General features: G+C 61.7%; 19 protein-coding genes. 9 read left to right on the plus strand and 10 right to left on the minus strand.

Annotation, left to right across the window (positions count from 1 at the left end):
* Positions 1-39 precede the first annotated feature (39 nt).
* Positions 40-1,473 (minus strand): hypothetical protein, encoded by a 1,434-nt coding sequence (locus tag QM649_RS05060; protein ID WP_415197929.1) that lies wholly within the window; start codon positions 1,471-1,473, stop codon positions 40-42.
* 340 nt (positions 1,474-1,813) lie between these two features.
* Between QM649_RS05060 and QM649_RS05065 the strand changes: the two genes are divergently transcribed.
* Together QM649_RS05065 and xseB are read left to right on the plus strand one after the other, a co-directional pair.
* Positions 1,814-3,718 (plus strand): bifunctional homocysteine S-methyltransferase/methylenetetrahydrofolate reductase, encoded by a 1,905-nt coding sequence (locus QM649_RS05065; protein ID WP_415197930.1) that lies wholly within the window; start codon positions 1,814-1,816, stop codon positions 3,716-3,718.
* Between the two features lie 8 nt (positions 3,719-3,726).
* Positions 3,727-3,957, plus strand: coding sequence for an exodeoxyribonuclease VII small subunit (gene xseB, locus QM649_RS05070; protein ID WP_415197931.1), 231 nt, complete (start codon positions 3,727-3,729; stop codon positions 3,955-3,957).
* A gap of 55 nt (positions 3,958-4,012) precedes the next feature.
* On the opposite strand, the gene lpxD is transcribed toward xseB, so the two are convergent.
* Both lpxD and QM649_RS05080 read right to left on the minus strand, forming a co-directional pair.
* On the minus strand, positions 4,013-5,020 hold the full coding sequence (gene lpxD / locus QM649_RS05075) for a UDP-3-O-(3-hydroxymyristoyl)glucosamine N-acyltransferase (protein WP_415197932.1): 1,008 nt from the start codon (positions 5,018-5,020) through the stop codon (positions 4,013-4,015).
* A gap of 11 nt (positions 5,021-5,031) precedes the next feature.
* Positions 5,032-5,943 carry a lysophospholipid acyltransferase family protein gene (locus tag QM649_RS05080; RefSeq protein WP_415197933.1) on the minus strand — a complete coding sequence of 304 codons (912 nt, stop codon included), beginning with the start codon at positions 5,941-5,943 and terminating at the stop codon, positions 5,032-5,034.
* 146 nt (positions 5,944-6,089) lie between these two features.
* Here QM649_RS05080 and QM649_RS05085 point away from each other — a divergent pair, with 146 nt between their 5' ends.
* Positions 6,090-7,367: a type IV pilus twitching motility protein PilT gene (locus tag QM649_RS05085; RefSeq protein ID WP_415197934.1), complete on the plus strand. Its 1,278-nt coding sequence runs from the start codon at positions 6,090-6,092 to the stop codon at positions 7,365-7,367.
* A 117-nt stretch (positions 7,368-7,484) separates the two neighbouring features.
* Here QM649_RS05085 and QM649_RS05090 read toward each other — a convergent pair whose 3' ends face one another.
* On the minus strand, positions 7,485-7,700 hold the full coding sequence (locus tag QM649_RS05090) for a DUF2934 domain-containing protein (protein WP_415197935.1): 216 nt from the start codon (positions 7,698-7,700) through the stop codon (positions 7,485-7,487).
* Between the two features lie 285 nt (positions 7,701-7,985).
* Between QM649_RS05090 and zwf the strand changes: the two genes are divergently transcribed.
* Positions 7,986-9,353, plus strand: a complete 1,368-nt coding sequence (gene zwf, locus QM649_RS05095) for a glucose-6-phosphate dehydrogenase (protein ID WP_415197936.1) — start codon at positions 7,986-7,988, stop codon at positions 9,351-9,353.
* A 72-nt stretch (positions 9,354-9,425) separates the two neighbouring features.
* Here the strand turns inward: zwf and QM649_RS05100 are convergent, their stop codons facing one another.
* The 3 genes from QM649_RS05100 to dcd form a co-directional block, all read right to left on the minus strand.
* Positions 9,426-10,106, minus strand: coding sequence for a lipid-binding SYLF domain-containing protein (locus QM649_RS05100; RefSeq protein WP_415197937.1), 681 nt, complete (start codon positions 10,104-10,106; stop codon positions 9,426-9,428).
* Positions 10,107-10,566: 460 nt separating this feature from the next.
* The gene (locus QM649_RS05105; protein ID WP_415197938.1) at positions 10,567-11,223 is read right to left on the minus strand and encodes a LuxR C-terminal-related transcriptional regulator; all 657 of its coding nucleotides are present in this window, start codon (positions 11,221-11,223) and stop codon (positions 10,567-10,569) included.
* Positions 11,224-11,247: 24 nt separating this feature from the next.
* Positions 11,248-11,802: a dCTP deaminase gene (gene dcd / locus QM649_RS05110; RefSeq protein ID WP_415197939.1), complete on the minus strand. Its 555-nt coding sequence runs from the start codon at positions 11,800-11,802 to the stop codon at positions 11,248-11,250.
* Positions 11,803-11,974: 172 nt separating this feature from the next.
* Here dcd and QM649_RS05115 point away from each other — a divergent pair, with 172 nt between their 5' ends.
* From QM649_RS05115 to QM649_RS05130, 4 genes are all read left to right on the plus strand, one after another.
* Positions 11,975-12,256, plus strand: coding sequence for an HU family DNA-binding protein (locus QM649_RS05115; RefSeq protein WP_415197940.1), 282 nt, complete (start codon positions 11,975-11,977; stop codon positions 12,254-12,256).
* A 116-nt stretch (positions 12,257-12,372) separates the two neighbouring features.
* Positions 12,373-13,509, plus strand: coding sequence for a Gfo/Idh/MocA family protein (locus QM649_RS05120; protein ID WP_415197941.1), 1,137 nt, complete (start codon positions 12,373-12,375; stop codon positions 13,507-13,509).
* Positions 13,506-14,414 (plus strand): SCO family protein, encoded by a 909-nt coding sequence (locus QM649_RS05125; RefSeq protein ID WP_415197942.1) that lies wholly within the window; start codon positions 13,506-13,508, stop codon positions 14,412-14,414. The genes QM649_RS05120 and QM649_RS05125 overlap by 4 nt, the downstream gene beginning before the upstream one ends.
* Positions 14,415-14,455: 41 nt before the next feature.
* Positions 14,456-15,955 (plus strand): MFS transporter, encoded by a 1,500-nt coding sequence (locus tag QM649_RS05130; protein ID WP_415197943.1) that lies wholly within the window; start codon positions 14,456-14,458, stop codon positions 15,953-15,955.
* A gap of 3 nt (positions 15,956-15,958) precedes the next feature.
* Here QM649_RS05130 and QM649_RS05135 read toward each other — a convergent pair whose 3' ends face one another.
* Entirely contained in the window at positions 15,959-18,478 is a 2,520-nt protein-coding gene (locus QM649_RS05135; RefSeq protein WP_415197944.1) for an ABC transporter permease, read from the minus strand.
* A 251-nt stretch (positions 18,479-18,729) separates the two neighbouring features.
* Here QM649_RS05135 and QM649_RS05140 point away from each other — a divergent pair, with 251 nt between their 5' ends.
* Positions 18,730-20,319, plus strand: a complete 1,590-nt coding sequence (locus QM649_RS05140; RefSeq protein ID WP_415197945.1) for a DHA2 family efflux MFS transporter permease subunit — start codon at positions 18,730-18,732, stop codon at positions 20,317-20,319.
* A 309-nt stretch (positions 20,320-20,628) separates the two neighbouring features.
* Here the strand turns inward: QM649_RS05140 and QM649_RS05145 are convergent, their stop codons facing one another.
* Together QM649_RS05145 and QM649_RS05150 are read right to left on the minus strand one after the other, a co-directional pair.
* Positions 20,629-21,528, minus strand: a complete 900-nt coding sequence (locus tag QM649_RS05145) for an aspartyl protease family protein (protein WP_415197946.1) — start codon at positions 21,526-21,528, stop codon at positions 20,629-20,631.
* A 25-nt stretch (positions 21,529-21,553) separates the two neighbouring features.
* A complete protein-coding gene (locus QM649_RS05150; RefSeq protein WP_415197947.1) occupies positions 21,554-21,859 on the minus strand; it encodes a hypothetical protein in 306 nt (101 codons plus the stop codon).
* Between the last annotated feature and the right edge of the window lie 77 nt (positions 21,860-21,936).

Below are 21,936 nucleotides of genomic sequence, written 5' to 3' on the forward strand. Positions count from 1 at the left end.
CAGCCTGGCTGCCGCGCTCGTGTCCTGCTTCTCTATCCGTTAGTAGATCGTGTTGTCGGCGTCGGTGGACGAATCCATGTAGGCGACGTCGGCGGCAGTACCGCTGACCGTCACGTTCGCGTTGTTCCGCTCTGTCATATCCGCCGTGTTGTAGATGTACACCTGTCCGCCTTCGGCCGTGTAGACCTTGTCGAGACCGGTCACAGACGCAATGCCCGTCGCGTCGCCCTTATAGGCGTCGAGTGTCGCGGTATTGGTCGAAGTGTTGAACATCGTCAGGCAGCCGTAAGCCGCGCTCGAGCCTGCTTCTACCTGCTTGTAGCGCTCGCCGGAGATGCAGCCCGAGGAGCCGATCCACAACGTGTTCTCGTCGCCGAAGACCATGCGGTTGTGGGTACCGTCGCTGATGGCGTAGGTGCCCGTGACCGAGGCGCTCGTCGTATCGAAGATCGTCAGGTAGCCGGAGAACAGGCCATCGCTCTGCTCCTGCTGCCCGGCCAGGTACAGCGTGTTGCCGTTGAATATGCCGTCCGTCGCGCCACCCGGTATCGCGTAGGTGTTGGTTGCCGTCAGGGCAATGCCCTCACCACCCGTGACACCCGTGTTCAGCTCGGAACTGGTCAGCGGAATCGTCGTGATGCTGGAGGTCGTGCCGCCGCATTCCTGGCCGCAGTTCAGCACGTAGACCGACGCGCCATCGGCCGAGAAAATCGCCTTCGTCGGATTATCGAAGCTCGCGCTCGCACCGGTGCTCACCGGGAAAAGGCAATAGACCGGCTGGTTCTGCGGTTCGCAGTCCTGGGCCGTGTTGGAGATGCTGCCCGAGGTATAGGTCCAGTTCGGATTGTTGACCGCATCGTTGCTCTGCGCCTCGGTCAGGTGCACCACGCTGTATACAGCGAAGTTCGCCTCCGAGGTTCCGCTGGCCGTGCTTGCGCCGGCCGCCTGCGTCGCATTGCGCACGAAGAGCAGCGCAATCGATCCACCGGGATTGACCGAAACGGCGTACACATTCGGGAGGTTCAGCGTATAGGACTTCGAATTCGCTACGTCCACCACCGAGACCACGTGGGTCGTATCGTTGGCTGCGTACACAAACGACTTGTCACGGGCGATGAAAACGCTCGAGGAAAGTCCGCCGGGGATGGTGATCGTGCTTGCTTCCTTTTCGGAGGCATAGCTGATCAGAGCAAAGCTGCCGTCGCCCTCGCCATATACGGCGCCGAGTTCTTCTTCCGGCATGTTCTGAATCGTCGCGGGCAGCGAGCCCGAATAGCCGCTGATCGCAAACGAGGCGACCGTGTTGTTGTAGTTGTGGCGAATGTCGTAATACGCATCGACGAACGGAAGCGCACCTTTGGTTAGGGCGCTGGGATTCTGCTCCGCGATCAGTACACGGTTCAGAAGTCCGCTCGGCGGCAGGCTACGGCCGTCTGCGTAATAGTTTTTCCCGCAGGAGGTGACAACAAGCAAGGATGCCAGGCACAGAACGGGGAGGAGCCAGTAAGCCGCGAAACTTCTCTTCTTCAAAATCTCAAGACCTCACGAACGTGGGAAGCCACAGTATAGCAAAGCATTAGCGCCTTCTGGCAGGTGCGGAAACCACCCTTCCGGCGGCCCGTTCCTTCCCTTTTTCCGAACCGGCCGACAGACCTGCAAGCATCGCTCAACCGTTAGACGAACGCCCATCTCTCCCGTCATCGCGGCTGTGCCTTTGCCCTGTTTTAACCCGGTGCATGTCTCAAGGTTGCGTAGCGAACTGCACCCGCGCACGGTGGCATTCACCCCTCCGCTGGCATACCATGAGAGGACTATGAACGAACGTATACGGGCGCTCTTCGGTGACCGCACCATTCTTTGCGATGGCGCCATGGGAACCACGCTCTATGCCCGCGGAGTCTTCATTAACCGCTGCTACGACGAGCTGAACCTCTCCCAGCCCGATCTCGTCCGCTCGATCCACGAGGAATATCTTCAGGCCGGCGCCGAGGTGATCGAAACCAACACCTTTGGAGCCAACAGCTTCCGTCTCCGCCGTTACGGACTCGAAGACCAGGTCTTCGCCATCAATAAGGCCGGAGCCCAGATCGCCCGCCAGGCCTCGGTCCACCATGACGGCAAACATGCCGCCAAAATCTTCGTCGCCGGCTCTATCGGTCCGCTCGGGGTGCAGCTCGGTGCGGCCGGATCGGCAAGCCTCGAAGAAGCACGCGCCGCCTTCGCCGAACAGATCCGCGGCCTCGTCGCCGGGGGCGTCGATTTGCTCGCCATCGAAACCATCGTGGCCATGAACGAAGCCGAGCAGGCGCTTCTTGCCGCAAAGGAAGTTGCCCCCGAGCTGCCGATCCTCGCCATGTTTACCGTGGATGACCACGGCAACTGCCTCGACGGCACCCCTCCGGAGATCGTCGCCGCGCGCCTCACCGCGTGGGGAGCCGACGTCATCGGCTGCAACTGCAGCACCGGACCGGCCGCCATCCTCACCGCGCTCCAGAAGCTTTCCGCTGGCACCAGTCTCCCGCTGGCCGCAATGCCCAATGCCGGGATGCCCCGCGCCATCGAGGGGCGCAGCATCTATCTCTCGTCCCCGGAATACATGGCCAGCTACGCGCGCAAGTTCCTCAAGGCCGGAGCACAGTTCATCGGCGGGTGCTGCGGCACCACGCCCAGCCATATCCGCGCTATGCGAGCCGCTCTCCGCGCCGCCAGCGCACAGAAGACAGGCGTTCAGCCATCGGGGAAGGTCGAGATCGTCTCCGACGTCCGGCCCGCGCCCCTCGAGCAGCGCTCCAAAGTCGGCAGGCTCATCCATGACGGCACCTTCGTGACCATGGTCGAGATCGTTCCACCGCGCGGCGTCGACGCGACGCGCGAGCTGGACGGCGCGGCCATGCTCGCCGGCCACGGCATTCATGCCATCAATGTGCCGGACTCGCCCCGCGCCTCAGCCCGCATGAGCGCGCAGAGCCTGTGCATCCAGATCCAGCAGAGAACCGGCGTCGAGGCGGTCCTCCACTACACCTGCCGCGACCGCAACCTGCTCGGCATTCAGGCTGACCTGCTAGGCGCGTCGTCCATCGGGCTGAAAAACATCCTGTGCCTTACCGGCGATCCGCCGAAGCTCGGCAACTATCCGGACGCAACCGCCGTCTTCGATGTGGACGCGATCGGCCTCGCGCAGATCGTCCGTAAGCTCAATCACGGTCTCGATATCGGAGACAATCCCATCGGCGCGTCCGCCAATCTCACCATCGCGGTCGCCGCAAACCCCGGCGTACCCGATGTCGAGAACGAGATCCGCCGCTTCGCCGCCAAGGTGGAGGCTGGGGCGGAATACGCCATCACCCAGCCGGTATTCGATCTCCGCATCCTCGAATCCTTCCTCAAACGCATCGAAGGCTTCCGGATTCCCGTCGTTGCAGGCATCTGGCCACTCACCAGCCTGCGCAATGCCGAGTTCATGAAGAATGACCTCAGGGTGCACGTGCCGGACAGCATCATGCTACGCATGCAGCAGGCGCCTACGCCCGATCACGCACGCGCCGAAGGCATCAAAATCGCGCAGGAGATGCTCGCCGCCGCCATCCCGCTGGTGCAGGGTGTGCAGGTGAGCGCTCCCTTCGGCCGCTACCCGCTGGCCGTCGAAGTCATGACAGATGTTCTGCCCAGGCCGCAGAGCGCCACAGAAGCTCCGGCTCCTCAGCCGGTCACCGTTTAGGGATACGCATGGCAGCCTTTGAAGAATCGCTCAAGAAACTGGAGACCATCGTCGCGCAGCTCGAACGCGGCGACCTGCCCCTCGAAGACTCCGTGAAGATCTTCGAAGAGGGTGTGCAGCTTTCCGCTCTCTGCAAGAAAGAACTCGAAGAGGCCGAGGGCAAAGTCGAGATCCTGATGAAGCAGCGCGACGGCTCGATGAAGCGTGAGCCCTTCCCCACGCTCGACACTCCCCGTTAAGCCCGCACACGCAAATATGCGCAGAAAGGCCGGCCACCTGGGTGACCGGCCTTTCTCATTTCGATGACTCGCGGCTGAGCTTCGCGAGCGTCGCTAATTCCTTCAAGTATTGCTTTAGGGGTCGTGCCGGGCGGCCCCAGAAGACCACGCCCGGACCTTTCACCTTCTTGTGCGTCAGAACCCCTGAGCCGGAGCCGAGAATGACCTGCTCGCCTACCGAAGCGTGATCCCCGATACCCACCTGGCCGCCGACAATCGCATAGTTGCCGATTGCGCTCGAGCCGGAGATTCCGGTCTGTGCGGCGATCACAACGTGCTTTCCGACACGCACGTTATGACCGATATGTACGAGGTTATCGACCTTCACTCCACGCTCGAGCCGCGTCTCTTCAAGCGCGCCTCGATCCACCGTGGTGTTTGCGCCGATCTCTACGTCATCCTCGATGACCAGCCGTCCCTGCTGCGGAAACTGCGTGTATTCCCCGCTCTCCCGGTCACGCACATACCCAAAGCCATCGCCGCCGAGCACCGCCCCCGCGTGGACAATCACGCGGTCGCCGATATCCACACCGGGATACACCACCACGCGCGGATAGATATGGCACTCCTGCCCGACACTTACACCCGCGCCGAGCACCGCGCCTGCATCCACGCGGCTATCGTCTCCCACTTTCACGCCCGCTTCGAGCACCACGTGTGCGCCGATCGACACCCTGCGCCCAAGCACGACATCGGGTGCGACCACAGCTGTCGGATGCACGCCGGACGTCTCGTCCTTCCCTTGCAGCAGGCGAGCGGCCTGCGCAAACAGAAGCTTCGGCTGCGGCGTGATCAGCAAGGCCTTTCCGGGATTTTCCGTGGGAGCGATCTTCGCCGAGACGATCACCGCCAGCGCAGCGGAAGACAACGCGGACTTCAACGCATCCGCATCCTCGGCAAATACCAGATCGCTCGCACCTGCGCTCTTCGCGCTGCCGACACCCGTCAGCTGCAGCTCTTCCCTGCCTTCGGCGAAGCGCAGCTCCGCCTTCAGGACCTCAGCCAGTTGCACCAGTCGCGTCATGCCACTCCTCTTTATCGCCGCGGATACAGGGTGGGCTCACCCTCGGGCCGCGTCTTCCATCTTCGATGCACCCAGAGCCACTGGCTCGGGTATTGCCGCACATAGGATTCCGTCACCGCGGTAAACCGTGCCGTGTTCTCCAGCGCATCGCGCTCGGCATCGCCTGTTTCGAGCAGCGGGATCTCCGGCCCGAAGCGCAGTACATATTTCTGTTCGCTTTCTTCCCACAGCATGAAGCCCGGCAGGACCGCAGCGCCGGTCTTCTGCGCGACGCGGGCGAGCCCTGATGCCGTGCAGGCCAGGTGCCCGAAATACGGCACGAACACACCTTGCGGCGGAGTCATATTCGTATCCATAAGGATGCCGACCGTTTCACCGCGCCGCATCGCGGCAATGAGGCCACGTGCGAAGTCGTCTTTGTGAAGGACCTTGTTGCCGTGCAGGCAGCGGATTCCATTTACCAGCGCATCCACCCGAGGATTGTCGAGGCGGCGGATCACCATGCTCATGGGATGGCCCATCAGCGAGTGGTAGAAGCTGGAAAGCTCCCACGCTCCGAGATGGCCGGTCACAATCAGAACGCCCTTACCTTTTGCTTTCGCGGCCAGGTAGTGATCGAGGCCATCGTAGCGCGCAATCGCAGCGACATTGCCCTGTATATAACGGCGCATCAGGCAGAATTCCGCCATCTGCCAGCCAAGATTGCGAAACAGCTCGTACAGGATGCGCTCCCGCTCCGGCCCGCTCTTCTCCGGGAATGCCAGTTCGAGGTTCCGCAACCCGGTCCGGCGAAGCCGTCCCATCGTACGCAGCGCCAGCCGCGCCACGCCTGCTCCCAGTGCCCGCGCCAGCGGACGCGGCAGCCTGCCCAGCACCGTCACCAGCAGCCAGACAACGCTATATTCTAGTCTTTCTCGCATCATGCAAAGCAGACCTCAGTGTATACGCCGCACACCGCGGCCCTGAGCAAACGCCTCCTTCCATCCGTCGGTATCATCACAGGACAGGGACGCATTTTTTCGCCCGCGCGTTTCACCCGCAAGCTGCCACCGTTCCGGAGTATCGCCCCATGACGCAATACGACAACGAGCTCGATCGCCTCGTCGAACAGCTCAATCGCTCCTCGCTCACCCCGCCGCGCGCCGGCTCACCGGCAAAATCCGACCCGGCAAAGCCGGATCCCGCAAAAATCGATCCTCCGAAGATCGATCTGGACCGGTTGGAGAGCTATTCCGCGAACTATCCCGAGCGATCCTCCACCGGAACCTACAACGATCGCCCCTCGCTCGATCACGTGCTCGCGCTCGCCGCTCAGCGCAACGCTTCCGATGTGCTGCTGCTCGCCGGTGTTCCGCCTACCTTTCGCATCAAGGGCACGCTCGCGTCCTCGGGCAGCCCGGCCGTCAGCCCCGAAGATCTCCGCTTCATGCTGATGGGGGCGCTCAGCCCGGCACAGGCCGCCGAGCTCGAGGAACAGCGCTCAATCGATCTTTCCTTTTCGCGCGGGTCCATCGGCCGCTTCCGCGCCAACTTTCACTACCAGCGCGGAACGCTCGCTGCGAGCATCCGCCTTCTGCCCGCGCAGGTGCCGACCATCGACTCCCTGCATCTGCCCGCCAGCCTCGCTCTCCTTACCGAGAAGCGGCAGGGACTCATCCTGGTCACCGGCCCCACCGGCAGTGGAAAAACTTCAACACTCGCCGCGCTGCTCGACCTTGTCAACACCCGCCGCCACGATCACGTCATCACCATCGAAGACCCGGTGGAGTACCAGCACCTCAACCGCAGCGCCATCATCGAGCAGATCGAGGTCGGCCGCGACACGCCCACCTTCGCGCACGCAGTCCGCGCCGTTCTCCGTCAGGATCCGGACGTCATCCTCATCGGAGAGATGCGCGACGGCGAAACGATGACTGCCGCGCTCACGGCTGCCGAAACCGGCCATCTCGTGCTCTCTTCGCTGCATACGAATGATGCGTCGCAGGCTCTCTCACGCATCCTCGATCTGCTGCCTTCGAGCCATCAGCAGCAGATCCGCCAGCAGCTTTCGCTCAGCCTGCTTGCCATCCTGAGCCAGCAATTGTTGCCTGCAGCCGACCGCCTGCATCGCTACCCTGCCGTCGAGATCCTGCTCGCGACGCCCGGCATCCGCAATCTCATCCGCACCGGGCACGATCACCAGATCCGCCACCTGGTGGCCACCGGACGCGGCGAAGGCATGCAGACCATGGAGCAGTCGCTCGCCGACCTGGTGCAGACCGGCCGCATCACGCTCGAGACCGCCTACGCCCATTCGGCCAACACGAAGGAACTCGCCCAGTACCTGGGACGTGAACTGCCCGCCTGATTTCCTCCCGAAATTTCCTCCCAGACATGCGAAAAGCCGGGTGAGCACCCGGCTTTCTTTCCCGATCGATAAAATTTCTATGAATTACTTCACGGGTTCAATATTGTTTCGCGATCCTTACGACGCGATTCCGATCAGTTCCCGCTCGGCACGCAGCCAGTCTTCTTCCGCATGTCCGTCTTTCCAGCCGCGTTCGGCCCAGTAGCGCCGCGCCAGCTCTGCAATCTCTTCGTGCGAGGGCTGCGGCTTTACAGCCTCGACCGTCGCTTGCTTCTTCGTCGCGGTTTTCCGGGGCTTTGCCGGTGCCTTGGCCTTCTTGATGGTCTCCGCCATGCAAATCTCCTTGAGATAAGAATCGCCGCCTACGAACGGGGCATCCTCTTTAGAGTAGGCGACAAGAGCATGCACGCGAAGACCAAATCCACATCCGGGAACCAATCTCTGCAACGCTTTCTTCATATTTGTCGCTTTCATTCACACGGAATCCTCGTCTGCGACCTCCACAACAGCCGAGGCATCTCTAAAATAGGAAGTGATGAGTCCCAGCAGGCCGCCGTTCGGCCATGGACCTGTTAGATCTCAGCATTACTTCATACGCATGGAAAGAAGGTCGGATTCATGGATCAGCCCCTGTCGGACGCCCTAGTTTTCTTCGGCGCCACCGGAGACCTTGCTTACAAGCAGATCTTCCCCTCACTCCAGCGCCTCGCCAAGCGCGGCAAGCTCAAAGGCCCCGTGATTGGTGTCGCCAAGGCCGGTTGGAACCTCGACCAGCTCAAGGCACGCGCCAAGGACAGCGTCGAAAAGCACGGCGGTCTTGACCCCGAAGGCTTTGCCGATCTCAGCAGCCGTCTCCGCTATGTCGATGGCGACTACGCTGATATCACTACCTTCCAGAAGGTTCGCAAGGAACTCGGCAACGCACAGCACCCGCTGCACTATCTCGCCATTCCTCCCAGCCTCTTCATCGAGGTCATCCGCAAGCTCAAGGATTCCGGTTCTGCTGAGGGCGCCCGCGTCGTCGTCGAAAAGCCCTTCGGCAACGATCAGCAGTCTGCCTACGCTCTCAACCGCTCGATCCACGAAATCTTCCCCGAGCCGAACATCTTCCGCATCGATCACTATCTCGGCAAGAATGCGGTTCAGAACCTCATCTACTTCCGCTTCTCGAACGCCTTCCTCGATCCCGTGTGGAACCGCCAGTACATCGAGAGCGTGCAGATCACCATGGCCGAGCAGTTCGGCATTCAGGGCCGCGGCTCGTTCTACGACGGCGTCGGTGCTCTTCGTGACGTGGTCCAGAACCACCTCATGCAGCTGCTCAGCAACATCGCCATGGAGCCGCCGCCGTGTCCGGACGTGGAAGCTCTCCGCGACGAGCGCGTCAAGGTGCTCAAGAGCGTGCAATCCATCCGCCGCGAAGATGTCGTCCTCGGTCAGTTCGAGGGCTATCACGAGGAACCCGGCGTCAAGCCCGGCTCACAGGTAGAAACCTTCGCCGCGCTGAAGGTCATGATCAACTCCTGGCGCTGGCGCGATGTCCCCTTCTTCATCCGTACCGGCAAAAACCTTCCCATCACCGCAACGGAAGTGGTCGCGAAGTTCCGCCAGACACCTCCGGTCTTCTCCGAGTCCGTCCCCCCTCAGAACTACGTTCGCTTCCGCCTGAGCCCCGAGCCGATGATCGCGATCGGCGGCTCCGTCAAGGAAGCTGGCGAACGTCTGCGCGGTTGTATGGTCGAACTCCAGGCCAACCAGGGATGCGGCACCGCCAATCTGCTCGCCTACGAAGAACTCCTGCAGGACGCCATGCGTGGCAACCAGACCTGGTTTGCCCGCGAGGACTACGTGCAGGAATCGTGGCGCATCATCGATCCCATCTTCGCCCAGCACGGCGATCCGCTGCCCTATAAGGTCGGTACCTGGGGTCCCGATGCCGTCAATGCCCTTACGCAGGGCTACGGCGGCTGGGTCGACCCCAAGTAAGTCGATCCGAAGCAAACAGGAAAAGGCCGGGCGATTGCCCGGCCTTTCTCATCTCTGGCTTGCGCCCGAAATTTACTGTACGTCGTGGAAGTAATTGCGGATCGCGCGCAGGAATGGCAGCGACGGCGGAGGAGCCGGCACGTTGCCCTTCAGAATCTGCTCGAAGGGATGCGGAGTGCCGTAGAAGGCGTCCGTATCTTCGTTGTTCTGGCTCACCGAGGTGCCGTCGAGATCGATACCCGCAAAGAGGCCCTTGCTGCGCGAGTAGGTTAACAGCTCCGAGTTGAGCTTCCAGTCGGTCGCTGCCTGCGAGTTGCGGCCCACCGGACCGGCCGAAGCCGCCGCGTCGCCGCCGATCTTGAACTTGCTCTTCAGCAGATCCTGCATACCGTGGTCGTTCACAGCAACCAGTACGAGGTCCGTACCCTGGCCGCCGATCTGGAAGCCGAAGGAGCCGCCAGCCATACGGATGAACGCAGGAGCGCTCCAGCCGTGTCCGGTGCGGCAGGTGACCACACCCTGGCCATACTGACCGCCTACGATGAAGGCGCCCTTCTTCAGGCTCGGCACAACCGCCACGCAGGTCGCCTGCTTGATGATGTTGTCCGGAATGCCCCGATCCGGCGTCTTCGCCAGCTCATCGATGATGAGGCGGGACTTCTCCAGACGATCGTTGAGCGTTGCCTGGTCGCTGGCGGCAAACGCGGATAGGGAAGCTCCCGCGAGACAGAAAAGGGCTAGCATCTTTTTCATAGTTTTCGTCTTCTCCTTGCAATACGTTGTCCGGCTATACGTTGTCCGACAAGTGCGGTTCACGCTGCTGAATACCATTTGCCGGGTCCCCGAACAGGAAGGCGTCCAAGACAGGCTCTTCCGCATCAGGATCGGGAGCAACCGACACGGGTACATAGATGCAGTAATTTGGCGGAAGGTTGAGGTGATGAAAAGAAAGGATCGTTTCAGAGGAGAGAAAATCTCTTGCTTTTTCCCGGCGATTCCAGCACCGTAGTGGTCAGGCGCTTTTTACCAGAGCAAAAAAGAGGGGCTGCGAGATCGCAGTCACCTGCGCCACCAGCCCCGTTCCCCAGATCTGCGTTGTTGCTAGTAACGTTTTAACCCTGTTACCAAGGGATAGCAAGGTAACATGGGTACAGGCGACTTAGGTAACCACCCCTGAAACCAGCCTGAAACAAAGACTGGTTTCGAGGACGGTTTACTCTTCCGGCCCGAATACGCGGCTTGCCGCATGGATTGAAAGAGCAATCCGGTTCTGGACGCCGACCTTCCGCATCAGTCTCCCCACATAAGCCTTCACCGTCCGTTCTTCGATTCCCAGACTCAGGGCAATCTCACGGTTGGAGCGCGCCGCTACGAGCAGGCGCAGCACCTCCTGCTCGCGTTCGGTAAACGTGAAGTGATGCCGCAGAACCCGCTTCTCGGTGGCGTGCAGCATGCGGTCCACAAACTTCGAGAGAACCTTGCGCGGAGCCCAGATCGAGCCGCTCTGCACCACGTCGATGCATTGCGTCACCTGCGCCGGCGTCACGGTCTCTTCCAGGTAGCCCTTCGCACCGGCGGCAATCGCGCTGATGATGGTTTCCTCGTTGGCCTCGGCGCCCATCAGGATCAGTTTGACGGCCGGGCGCTGAGCCTTGAGCCGTGCGAGCGTCTCGAAGGAGTCAAGAGGGTCGCGCAGCCCCACCAGGATGAGCGGCAGCGATGCATCGTGCATCGCCGCCTCCAGCGTGGTGGGTACCGCCTTCAGGTGAGGAATCTCTCCCAGGACATCTTCGAGACCGGCAATCCGAATGGGCTCAAAATCCAGCAGTCCTATCCGCAATAAACCATCGTCGGGAGCGTTCGTGCTCATCGCCTCTTCCTTGCTTGGCTTTCGTTAGAGCTTGGGCAGGACAATTCCCTGCTGCTTCTGATACTTCCCGCGCCGGTCCGCGTAGCTCACTTCGCAGGGCTCGTCGGACTGGAAGAACAGGATCTGGCAGAGCCCCTCGTTCGCATAGACACGCGCCGGCAGCGGCGTCGTATTCGAAATCTCCAGGGTCACATAGCCTTCCCATTCCGGCTCGAAAGGCGTCACATTGACGATGATGCCGCACCGCGCATAGGTCGACTTGCCGACACAGATCGTCAGAACATCCCGCGGAATCTTGAAATATTCGATCGAACGGGCCAGGGCGAACGAGTTCGGGGGAACGATCACCGAATCGGACTCGACGGTCACGAAAGAGCGCTCATCGAAGTTCTTCGGGTCGATAATCGCGCTGTTCACGTTCGTGAAGATCTTGAATTCGTTCGATACCCGCAGGTCGTAACCATAGGAGGAAAGCCCGTACGAGATCACTCCTTCCCGCACCTGCTTCTCGCTGAACGGCGAGATCATTCCATGCTTGGTCGCCTGTTCGCGTATCCAGCGGTCACTCTTAATTGCCAAGAACTGCTCCTTATCGGCCAGCTTCATCAAAAGCTACCGGGTTTCAGTGATATTTGCTTCAAAAATTGCATCTTACGAGACAGCCGATGCGTTGACAACAGGCCTAAAGCTTTCTAGCATCACTCCAGCCGTCAGGCCACGCTGGCATACTTCGACTTTCGGGTGAATCACATTGATCAAGCAGGACATCATCCATCACGTCATTGAGCGAACCGGGCTGCCTCGCGTCAAGGCCGAGGCTGCCGTGGACACCGTCTTCGAGAGCCTGAAAAAAGCCCTCGCCAATGGCCAGCGCATTGAACTGCGCGGCTTCGGCGTCTTCAACGTACGTCCTCGCAAGACGGGCATCGGCCGCAACCCGCGTACCGGCGCCGAGGTCACCATTGCCCCCGGCAAGGCGGTGCGCTTCAAGCCTGGCAAAGAGCTGCACATGCTGGACGGCGAGTCCTCCTAAATTCGAGAATCCCGGCAGGGCCATCCCATGGCCCTGCTTTTACGTTGCCCGAGCTTGCATTCACGCTGCGGTAACGTTTCCATAAAGTATCTTCGCTGGGCTATGATGGCGCTGCTATGGTCCGCTGCGCATCGCTCCTCACCACCGCCCTCTTCTCCCTCGCATCCACTCTAGGCATGACCTCGCTTCATGCTCAGCAGGCTTCTCAGCCTGTCCGCGTAGCTATCGTCGGCCTCGAACACGGCCACGTCGATGGTTTCCTCGGCGCTTTCCCAAAACAGAACGACGCTCAGCTGGTTGCGGTCGTCGACCCCGATCCTGCGCTCCGCGCCAAGGCACAGGCGCACTTTCATCTCGACTCCAGCCTCCTTTATTCGGATCTGGACAAGGCCGTGGCTGCGACTCATCCGCAAGCGCTGCTGGTCTATACCTCGGTCGGCGACCATCGCCGCATCATTGAAGCTGCCGCGCGTCTTGGTCTCGACGTGATGGTCGAAAAGCCCCTGGCCCTGTCCGTCGAGGACGCTCTCGCCATCCGTCGCCTCGCGCACGAGCACCACATCCAGGTAATGGTGAACTACGAGACCACCTGGTACTCCAGCAATAAGGCCGTGCTCGACATGGTCTCCTCGGGCAAGCTTGGGGACGTCCGCAAGGTCGTGGTGCATGACGGCCACGAGGGACCCGCCGAAATCGGCGTGCAGCCGGAATTCCTGAAGTGGCTCACCGACCCGGCCCTGAATGGCGCAGGCGCGCTCTATGACTTCGGCTGCTACGGCGCCGACCTCATAACGGTCATGATGCACGGCGAGGCGCCGATCTCGGTCACCGCCTCCGCGCAGACCGACAAGCCCGAAACCTATCCGCACGTCGATGATGACGCCACCATCATCCTGCGCTATCCGCATACCCAGGCCGTGCTCATGCCTTCCTGGAACTGGACCTTCTCGCGCAAGGATATGGAGGTGTACGGCACGAAGGCCTATGCCATCGCCGTAAACCCGAGGCAGGTAAAGCTGCGCACCGCGGAGAATCAACCGGAACAGGAATTTACCGCCGATCCGCTCCAGTCCCCCGAGGACACCTCGCTTCACTATCTCGCCGCGGTCGTGCGGAAGCAGCTCAATCCCGACCACGACCTCACCAGCCTCAGCACCAATGTCACGGTCGTACAGATCCTCGATGCCGCGCGCCATTCCGCTGCCAGCGGCCGTACCATCGAGCTCCAGCCCCTGCCGAAGGACGGCGAGTGATACTGAAGCGTTACCGTGTGCGGGAGTATGATGGCGCGGACATGCTGCGCCATCGACTCTCGCCACGTTCTGCTTCATGGCTCCTGGCTTTCCTGCTCTTTACAGCTGTGATTCCCTGTCTCGCACAGGATATGGCGGACAAGCCGCTCGGCGCTGCCGCGCAGAACCGGCCCAGCTACCTGCAGAATGCCGGCATCGACCAGCGTCTTGGCTCGCAGCTTCCGCTGGACGCGCAGTTTGTCGACTCCTCCGGCAAGCCTGTCACGCTCGGCGACTTCTTCCATCAACGCCCGATCGTTCTCGCACAGGTGTATTTCAAATGCGGCATGCTCTGCCCGCAGGTTCTGCATGGGATGGCCCAGGCTCTGCGTCAGACCGGCTTCCATCCCGGCGATGAGTACGACATCGTCGTAGCCAGCATCGATCCGGACGACACGCCCGCGGACGCCGCAGAGACGAAAGCGCACATCGTCGCAATGCTCGGCGCGTCCGGAGCCGCAGACCACATCCATTTCCTCACCGGAAAGCAGCCGGCAATCACGGCACTCGCCTCGGCGACGGGCTTTCACTACGTCCGTGTGCCGGGCCCGGACGGAAAAATGGACCAGTACGCGCACTCGAGCGTCATCATGATCGCGACGCCCGACGGCCGCATGTCAAAGTACTTCTCCGGCATCGAATATCAGCCGCGCGATCTCCGATTCGCGCTGATCGAAGCCAGCAACCGCCGTATCGGCACACTCTCCGACCTCGTACTGCTTTATTGCTGCAACTACTCGCCGAGCCAGGGACGCTATACCGTGGCCATCCTGCGCATCCTTGGCATCGCAGGATTCTGTTCTGTTTTAGCGCTTGTCTCGGTGCTCTACCTGCTGAGCCGCAAACCGGCGCACGTGGCAGCCTGACCACACTTTGCTGCTCGCATGTAGGACAATAGGAGCAGCGAATGAAAACTGACGCGCCATCCTCAGACTCCGGCAGATCCTCGCCCGGCGGCGAGTGTCACACCGCCTTCCAGCCTTCGCGCGTCCGTCCTGTCTTCGTCACCAGCCTGGTTGCAGCAGCGATGTTCATGGAGCTGCTCGACGGCACCATCATCGCCACGGCGCTGCCGCAGATGGGCCGTGCCTTCCACGCCTCGGCCGTCAGCCTCAACATCGGCATGACTGCCTACATGCTCACGCTCGCCGTCTTCATCCCCATCAGCGGATGGATGGCCGACCGCATGGGCTCGCGCTCCGTCTTTGCCGCGGCGATCACCGTCTTTACGCTGGCATCGGTCCTCTGCGGCCTGTCGAACGGCGTCACCGAGTTCGTCCTGGCGCGCATTCTTCAGGGCATCGGCGGAGCCATGATGGTCCCGGTCGGCCGCCTCATCGTGCTCCGCGCCACGCCCAAGGAAGATCTCGCGAAGGCCATCGCCTACATCACCTGGCCGGCGCTCTCGGCCCCCATCATCGGACCGCCGCTCGGAGGCTTCATCACTACCTACTGGAGCTGGCGCTGGATCTTCTTCCTGAATGTACCGCTGGGCGTGACCGCGCTTGTGTTGACCGCCTTGTGGATCTCCAACGAGCGCACGGAGACGCGGCATGCCTTCGACTGGCGGACCTTCCTGCTCGCCGGTCTGGGCTCGACGCTGTTCGTCTATGCGCTTGAACTGCTCTCGCAGACGCCGGTCAATTTCCGCCTTGCGCTGATCCTGCTGGTCATCAGCCTCGTCTCCGGTACGCTGGCCGTCTTCACCGCGCGCAAGGCCGATTACCCGCTGATCGACCTCATCTCGCTGCGTCTGCCGAGCTTCGCGCAGTCGATCTACGGTGGATCGCTCTTCCGCATCGCCGTGAGCGTGCTTCCCTTCCTGCTGCCGCTCATGTTCCAGATCGGCTTCGGGTTGAACGCCTTCCACTCCGGTCTTTACGTGCTGGTACTCTTTGCCGGCGACCTCACCATGAAGTCGCTGGTCATTCCCATCCTGCGCCGATTCGGTTTCCGCCGTGTGCTTCTGGTGAACGGAGTCTTCACCGCCGCCTCTGTCGCCATTTGCGGTGCGCTCACCCCTGGGCTGTCGCCCTGGATCATCATCGCCGTGCTCTTCGCGCACGGGGCGCTGCGATCGCTGCAATTCACCAGCATCAGCACGCTGGCCTATGCCGACATTCCACCCACGCACATGAGCCGCGCCAACGGATTTTTCTCCGCCGTCGTGCAGCTCTCCGGCAGCATGGGCGTTGCCACGGGCGCGGCTCTCGTTCGCGCCTCGGGCTGGTTCCGGAAAGAGAATCTGGCACAGCCTTCGCTGCAGGACTTTCACTTCGCGATGCTGTTGGTCTCGGTGCTGGTGCTCTTCTCCCTCATCGACGCCGTACGGCTTGCGCCGGAAGCGGGCGCGGTCGCCAGTGGCCACCGCGCCGCCTTGCAGGACACAATCCCGGTCGCAGAATAACCGCTACTGGTCGCGCAGCGCTCGCGAGGGCTCGATGGACGCGGCGCGGCGCGCAGGCAGCAGGGCTGCCGTCAGCGCTACGCCGCCGATCACCAGCACCGCGACGCTATACACCGCGATATCGCCCGTCGAGACACCGTACAGCTCGCTGCGCAGGGCGCGTGACGCCACCAGCGCCAGAGGCACCGTGACGGCAATCGCGATGCCCGCCAGAACCAGCACCTCGCGCAGGATGAGGCCGACGACCGTGGTACGCCGTGCCCCCAGGGCCATGCGGATGCCGATCTCCCGCGTGCGCTGCGCCGTGGTGTAAGCGAGGATGCCGTAGACGCCGATACCCGCCATCACCACAGCAAGGATGCCGAAGGCCGCGGCCAGCAGCGCGATTGCACGCTCGTTCGAGAGGCTGTCATCGATGCGGGTGTCGAGCGTGGCGATGTCCTCGACGATCAGGCGGCTATCGACGCGCCGGACCGCCTCGCGGATCGAGGCGGTCGCGGTGCCGGGGGCCTGCCAGGTGCGGATGTAGACCGTCTGGCTATCCGGCTGGTCGGCCTGCAGGAACGGGCGGTAGGCCGTCACTGTAGCATCATCTCGAACCGTCTGGTGCTTCACATTCCCGACTACGCCTACGATCGTCCATCCAGCGGCCGGATCTTTCGGTTTTCCTGGCCGGGTCATGTGATGGCCCAGGGCGGCCGGCACACTGCCGAAGACTTGTTTCGCAAACTTTTCATTCACGATCACGACATGGTCAGCACTCGCCGTATCTCCGCTGTTGAAGTAACGGCCGGCAAGGAGCGGAACACCCAGTGTCTGCAAATAGGAGTCGCTCACCCAGGGCAGCTCCGCATCGAAACCATCGTTCTTCGGACCGGTGCCCGGCACGGTGACATCCCCGGATGTACCGCTGCCGACCAGATCCGGATCGGCCGTCGCACCGACTGCCTTGACACCCGGCACGGCAGCCAGAGCATCGAGAACCTGCTTTTCGACGATCGGCACCTCCGCCGAGGGATAACCTGCGAATTCCGGTGTCAGGTCGAAGGAAAGCAGGTGGTCGGTTGGGAATCCCGTATTCGTTGCCTTCAGGTTCTGCACCGTACGCACGAACAGGCCCGCTCCGACCAGCAGCAGCAGACTGAAGCCGATCTGCAGCATCACGCAGGTTTTGCGGAAGCGCAGCGCTGCTCCCGTTCCGGTACCAACCTGCTGCTTCAGCGACTCGGCCAGACGCGGGTTCCAGAACTGCAGCGCCGGAGCCAGGCTGAAGGCCAAACCCACCAGGAGGACAGCCGCGCCGGTAAAGCCCATCACCGTCCAGTTCATCTCCGACGTGAACGGCGAGGCCTCCGGCGTCCGTCCCGCCATCCATGCAATCAGCGCGCGCAGCACCTGCGGCGCCAGCAGCAGGCCGACCAGTGCTCCCAGGGCGCTGAGCAGTAATCCTTCGGCCAGCAGCTGCCGCAGCACCTGCACATTGGTTGCGCCCAGCGCGTAGCGCATGGAGAACTCACGCACACGCGTAGCGGCGCGCACCAGCAGCAGGCTGGCCACGTTGATGGCGGCCATCGCTACAACCAGCAGAACCATGGCCATCACAATGGTCAGGGGCGTACGCAGGCTGTCGCGCTGCGGTGAGAAACCTCGCGCCCCGGAATCGACATGCAGGCGGCTCTTCTCGACAAAGCTCTTGCGAGCTGCCGCCGACTGATCGCGGAGATAGCGAAAATCATCAGCACGAATCGCGCGGAAGAGCGGATCCATCGCTGCCTCGGCCTGTGCCGCAGTCACGCCCGGCTTCAGACGGCCGGTCAGGGTCAGCCAATAAGACTTGGGATCGTTCAGCCAGTCATAGTCTGGATCGACCACCTTCTGCATGCTCAACGGCACCCAGATCTCCGGGGTGTCGCCCCAGGTCATGCTGTGGAATCCGGGAGCGGCCACGCCCAGCACCGTGAACGGTTGGCCATTGATCAGCAGGGTCTTGCCAGTTACCGGAGCCTCACCGAGCCGCCGTTTCCAATAATCGAAGCTCAGCACCGCGACCGGATTTGCGCCCGGGGCGGTATCGTCAGCAGGCGCCAGCACCCGTCCCGCGGCAGCCGGTACGCCGAGCATCTGGAAATAGTTTCCGCTCACGATCTCGGCGCGCGCGTTCTCCGCCTGCTCGCCCCACTTGACGCCCAGCGTTAACGGCTCCGCAGCCGCCAGCCCGCTGAGCACCGTGTTCCGGTCGCGCATCTCCTTGTAGTCCGAGTAGGTGAAATAGTGGGTGTGGCCCGGGCTATCACCACCCTCGTTATGCATGTGGCCGTCCACCTCACCGGCGAAGCTCAGGACCACCAGCTTCGATGGCTCCCTGACCGGGAGCGAGCTCAGCAGCGCCTGGTCGAGCAGCGTAAAGATGGCAGTATTGGCGCCGATGGCCAGCCCCAGCGTCAGCACCGCGGTCACGGCAAAGCCGGGAGCCCGGCGAAGCTGGCGCAGCGCAAATCGGATGTCGCTCAGAATGGCGTGCATAGTTCTCCTCAAAACGTGTCGGGAGAGATGTGTGCACCTGTCGTGCCAAACTCCGTCCCTCTAACTCCCTGAAAACACGCGAGGAGGAAACAGATTGCCCGGCGGAGCTGTTCGATTCGCCTGTCCTATGTTCATAACCGGACACTCACGAAACACTCGTAGAGATTGAAAGCTAAACTTCTATTTTTTGCGATAGAATCCAGCCAGAGTCACGAACAATTTTATGGCCGGCAGCCCCGGCGAGGTTCGCATTGCCGCAGCAGCCGGATATCCATGACTGGAAGCCGTCCCATAATCCCTGGGCCGTCGCTCTTACCGTAACGCTCGCCACCTTCATGGAGGTCCTCGACACCTCCATCGCAAACGTCGCCCTCCCGCACATTGCCGGGTCGCTCGGCGCGAGCCAGGAAGAGGCGACCTGGGTTCTGACCAGCTACCTCGTTTCGAGCGCCATCATCCTGCCTATCTCCGGATGGCTGATGGCCAGGTTCGGCCGCAAGCGCTTTTACATGGCGTGCGTGGCGATGTTCACCGTTTGCTCCATGCTGTGTGGGCTAGCGCCGACACTGCCGTTCCTGATCCTCGCCCGCATTCTGCAGGGCGTGGGCGGCGGCGGACTGGCGCCAAGCGAACAGGCGATCCTTGCGGATACCTTCCCTATCGCCAAGCGAGCCCAGGCCTTCGCTGTTTACGGCATGGCAGTCGTCTGCGCCCCGGCCATCGGTCCTACGCTCGGCGGCTACATCACCGACAACTTCAACTGGCACTGGATCTTCTTCATCAACGTGCCGGTCGGCCTGCTCTCGATGTACCTGAGTCATCGCATGGTCGAAGATCCGCCGTACCTCAAGGCCAAGAAGGAGAAGCTTGGCCGCATCGACAGCATGGGTCTTGGCCTGGTCGCGGTCGGCGTCGGCTTCCTCGAGGTCGTGCTCGATAAGGGCCAGGAGAAGGACTGGTTCGGTGATCCGCATATCACGCTCTTCGCGATCCTGGCGGCGGTTACGCTGGTGCTCTTCGTCTGGTGGGAGTGGCGGCATCCCGACCCGATCGTCGACCTGAAGCTGCTCCGCAACCGCAACTTCGGCACGGCTGTCTTCCTGCAATTCGTGCTGGGCATGGTGCTCTTCGGCTCCACGGTTCTGATCCCGCAGTTCCTGCAGGCGCTCATGGGCTACACCGCCGAGCGCGCGGGCATGGCGCTCTCGCCCGGAGCGCTGGTGCTCATGTTCATGATGCCGGTCTCTGGACGCATTGTCGGCAGAGGCAAAATCGATGCCCGCCTGCTCGTCGCTATCGGCTACTTCATCACGGCGGCAGGCCTCTACAACCTCACCCGGCTCGACCTCGATGTCAGCTTCGGCACCATTGTCTTCTGGCGCATGTTGCAGGTGATGGGGCTCTCGTTCGTCTTCATTCCCATCAGCACGCTCAACTACGTGGGTGTGCCGCGAGACAAGAACAACCAGATCTCGAGCCTGTCGAACTTCGCCCGCAACCTTGGCGGATCGGTCGGTACGGCCATGCTCACGACCTTCGTGCAGCGCACGCAGCAGACACACCAGACGAGCCTCATCGCCCGCATCGTCCCCGGCGACCCCGCGTACGCGCATTTCATCGATGCCACAAAGACCGCGCTGATGCACCTGGGGCAAAACGCCGACCAGGCCGCATCGCTGGCAACCGGGCAGGTCTACCAGACTCTCCTGCGGCAGGCCCAGATGCTCAGCTATCAGAATGCCTTCTGGGGACTCAGCATGGCCATCGGCTGCCTGATTCCACTGCCCTTCATCATGCGCAAGCCGCCGAAGCATCCCAGCACGGGCGGTGGAGGCCATTAGGCTGTATCGGCATATTGTGAATGCCTGGATCTTTGGAAGAAGCTTGTCATTCCGACCGAAGCGACCGCAGGGAGCGTAGCGGAGGAACCTGCAGTGAGGCTGCCGGCTTCATAACATCCTCGAACAGGCTGGCCAAAGTGCGGGTTCCTCCACTACGCGAGACAATAAAACTGTCTCGCTTCGGTCGGAATGACAGCTTCGAGGTTAGGAATAGAGGCGCCAAACAACCATGGCGATACCCACTAGCGCTCCAGAAAGATGACTCCCTGCTGATAATCGATCGTGACCCTGGAGAAGCGCGAAAGAAAGTCATTCCCCAGGATTCCGGCCAGGCCTCGGCCCGCTCGCTCCCTTGGCATCCGCCGCGATGGCGGCAGGAACATCGCGAAAGCTCTGGCCGCCGAGGGTGAACTCACTCAGCACGGACGAGGTATAGGTCTGCCTGCCATCGATACCGATCTCGTCCGACGCCTTGGCTGAGATTTCGTCCGGCGATGCGCCAAAGAGATTGGCGTGCCGCTCGACAAACCAGTGATTGACCTCGATTCCGCCGTCGCCGCCTGTATCGATTTCAAATATGCCCTTCGCGGAATGACCATCTTTCGCGATGGTGGCCGATACGAGCGGCAGCTTTTTCTTGTCGAATGCGACCTCCCCGTCTTTTTCCGGAGAGACATGTCCGCATGCTACTTCAAGCGTGTTCGTGCGGTAATCGATCGTCACAACCCTGCCGACGAAAAGCGATGAGCCAATGATGCTGTCGACGGCCATACCGCTTGCCTTCGTGATCCACGAGAGATCGAACACGATCGGCATGCCGGAACTGAGGCTGAGACCTGATGAGCCCATCCCGGATAAAGCAATCACGGCGCCGGGAGCGAAAATTGCCGGCGCTTTCGTGGTGCTGGTCAGCGCGCTGAGTTTCATCTCTCCCTGCTGAAGAGGAAGCGATACCTTCTTCGCAAAGGTTTGATCCACCGCCAGGCCTGTGAAGCCAGTGTCCACGATAAACTGCCCGGCCTGGCCGTTGACCGTGGCCTCGACAACCATCAGCTTGTGCTCGAAGCGAAAAGGAATGCGAATCGGAGCCGGCGCGTTCGGCGTCACCAGTTGCTGGTCACACTGGCTATACGCCTGGCGGCCGAAGCCTCCCAGTATCAGCGAGCACACGAGCGCCCGCAGCATGGCATGCAAACCCGATCTGACCACTGGTCTTCCTTGAATGAGTGAGGGCTTATCCCAGCCGGACAACGCCCTCCGGCGTCACCGCCGTCACCACGACGCCCGAGGTCTCGAGGTGCGTCATCTTATGCCCGTGTATGTGGCCGAGGATGATTGTCTTCTTCAGCATCTGGATCAGCGGCCTCGCCTGATCCTCAAAGAAGCGGTCCACGGCGTGATCCCACTCCGCCGCAACGTTGTAGGTCACATCACACTTGGGACATAAAAGCGGTGGATCGATCCAGCGGTGAAAGGTGCCTCCCGGAAGGCCCCCAACGGGCTCGGTGCCCGAACGTATGGCTGCAAGTTTCAACTTCATCGTTGACAGGCTACCACCCGCGAAGGCCGCCTTCCCTTGCCCGGCCCATCGTGCAGCTTCTCCGATACATTGGTACG

It is taken from the genome of Silvibacterium sp., assembly GCF_047605705.1.
GTDB lineage: Bacteria > Acidobacteriota > Terriglobia > Terriglobales > Acidobacteriaceae > Silvibacterium.

What these genes read in the sequence shown, in the direction of transcription:
- QM649_RS05130 (WP_415197943.1), top strand. Translation starts at nt 14,456, where the DNA reads ATGAAAACTGACGCGCCATCCTCAGACTCCGGCAGATCCTCGCCCGGC.
- QM649_RS05065 (WP_415197930.1), top strand. Translation starts at nt 1,814, where the DNA reads ATGAACGAACGTATACGGGCGCTCTTCGGTGACCGCACCATTCTTTGC.
- QM649_RS05085 (WP_415197934.1), top strand. Translation starts at nt 6,090, where the DNA reads ATGACGCAATACGACAACGAGCTCGATCGCCTCGTCGAACAGCTCAAT.
- QM649_RS05135 (WP_415197944.1), bottom strand. Translation starts at nt 18,478, where the DNA reads ATGCACGCCATTCTGAGCGACATCCGATTTGCGCTGCGCCAGCTTCGC.
- QM649_RS05090 (WP_415197935.1), bottom strand. Translation starts at nt 7,700, where the DNA reads ATGGCGGAGACCATCAAGAAGGCCAAGGCACCGGCAAAGCCCCGGAAA.
- QM649_RS05150 (WP_415197947.1), bottom strand. Translation starts at nt 21,859, where the DNA reads ATGAAGTTGAAACTTGCAGCCATACGTTCGGGCACCGAGCCCGTTGGG.
- QM649_RS05105 (WP_415197938.1), bottom strand. Translation starts at nt 11,223, where the DNA reads ATGAGCACGAACGCTCCCGACGATGGTTTATTGCGGATAGGACTGCTG.
- QM649_RS05100 (WP_415197937.1), bottom strand. Translation starts at nt 10,106, where the DNA reads ATGAAAAAGATGCTAGCCCTTTTCTGTCTCGCGGGAGCTTCCCTATCC.
- zwf (WP_415197936.1), top strand. Translation starts at nt 7,986, where the DNA reads ATGGATCAGCCCCTGTCGGACGCCCTAGTTTTCTTCGGCGCCACCGGA.
- lpxD (WP_415197932.1), bottom strand. Translation starts at nt 5,020, where the DNA reads ATGACGCGACTGGTGCAACTGGCTGAGGTCCTGAAGGCGGAGCTGCGC.
- xseB (WP_415197931.1), top strand. Translation starts at nt 3,727, where the DNA reads ATGGCAGCCTTTGAAGAATCGCTCAAGAAACTGGAGACCATCGTCGCG.
- QM649_RS05120 (WP_415197941.1), top strand. Translation starts at nt 12,373, where the DNA reads ATGGTCCGCTGCGCATCGCTCCTCACCACCGCCCTCTTCTCCCTCGCA.
- QM649_RS05080 (WP_415197933.1), bottom strand. Translation starts at nt 5,943, where the DNA reads ATGATGCGAGAAAGACTAGAATATAGCGTTGTCTGGCTGCTGGTGACG.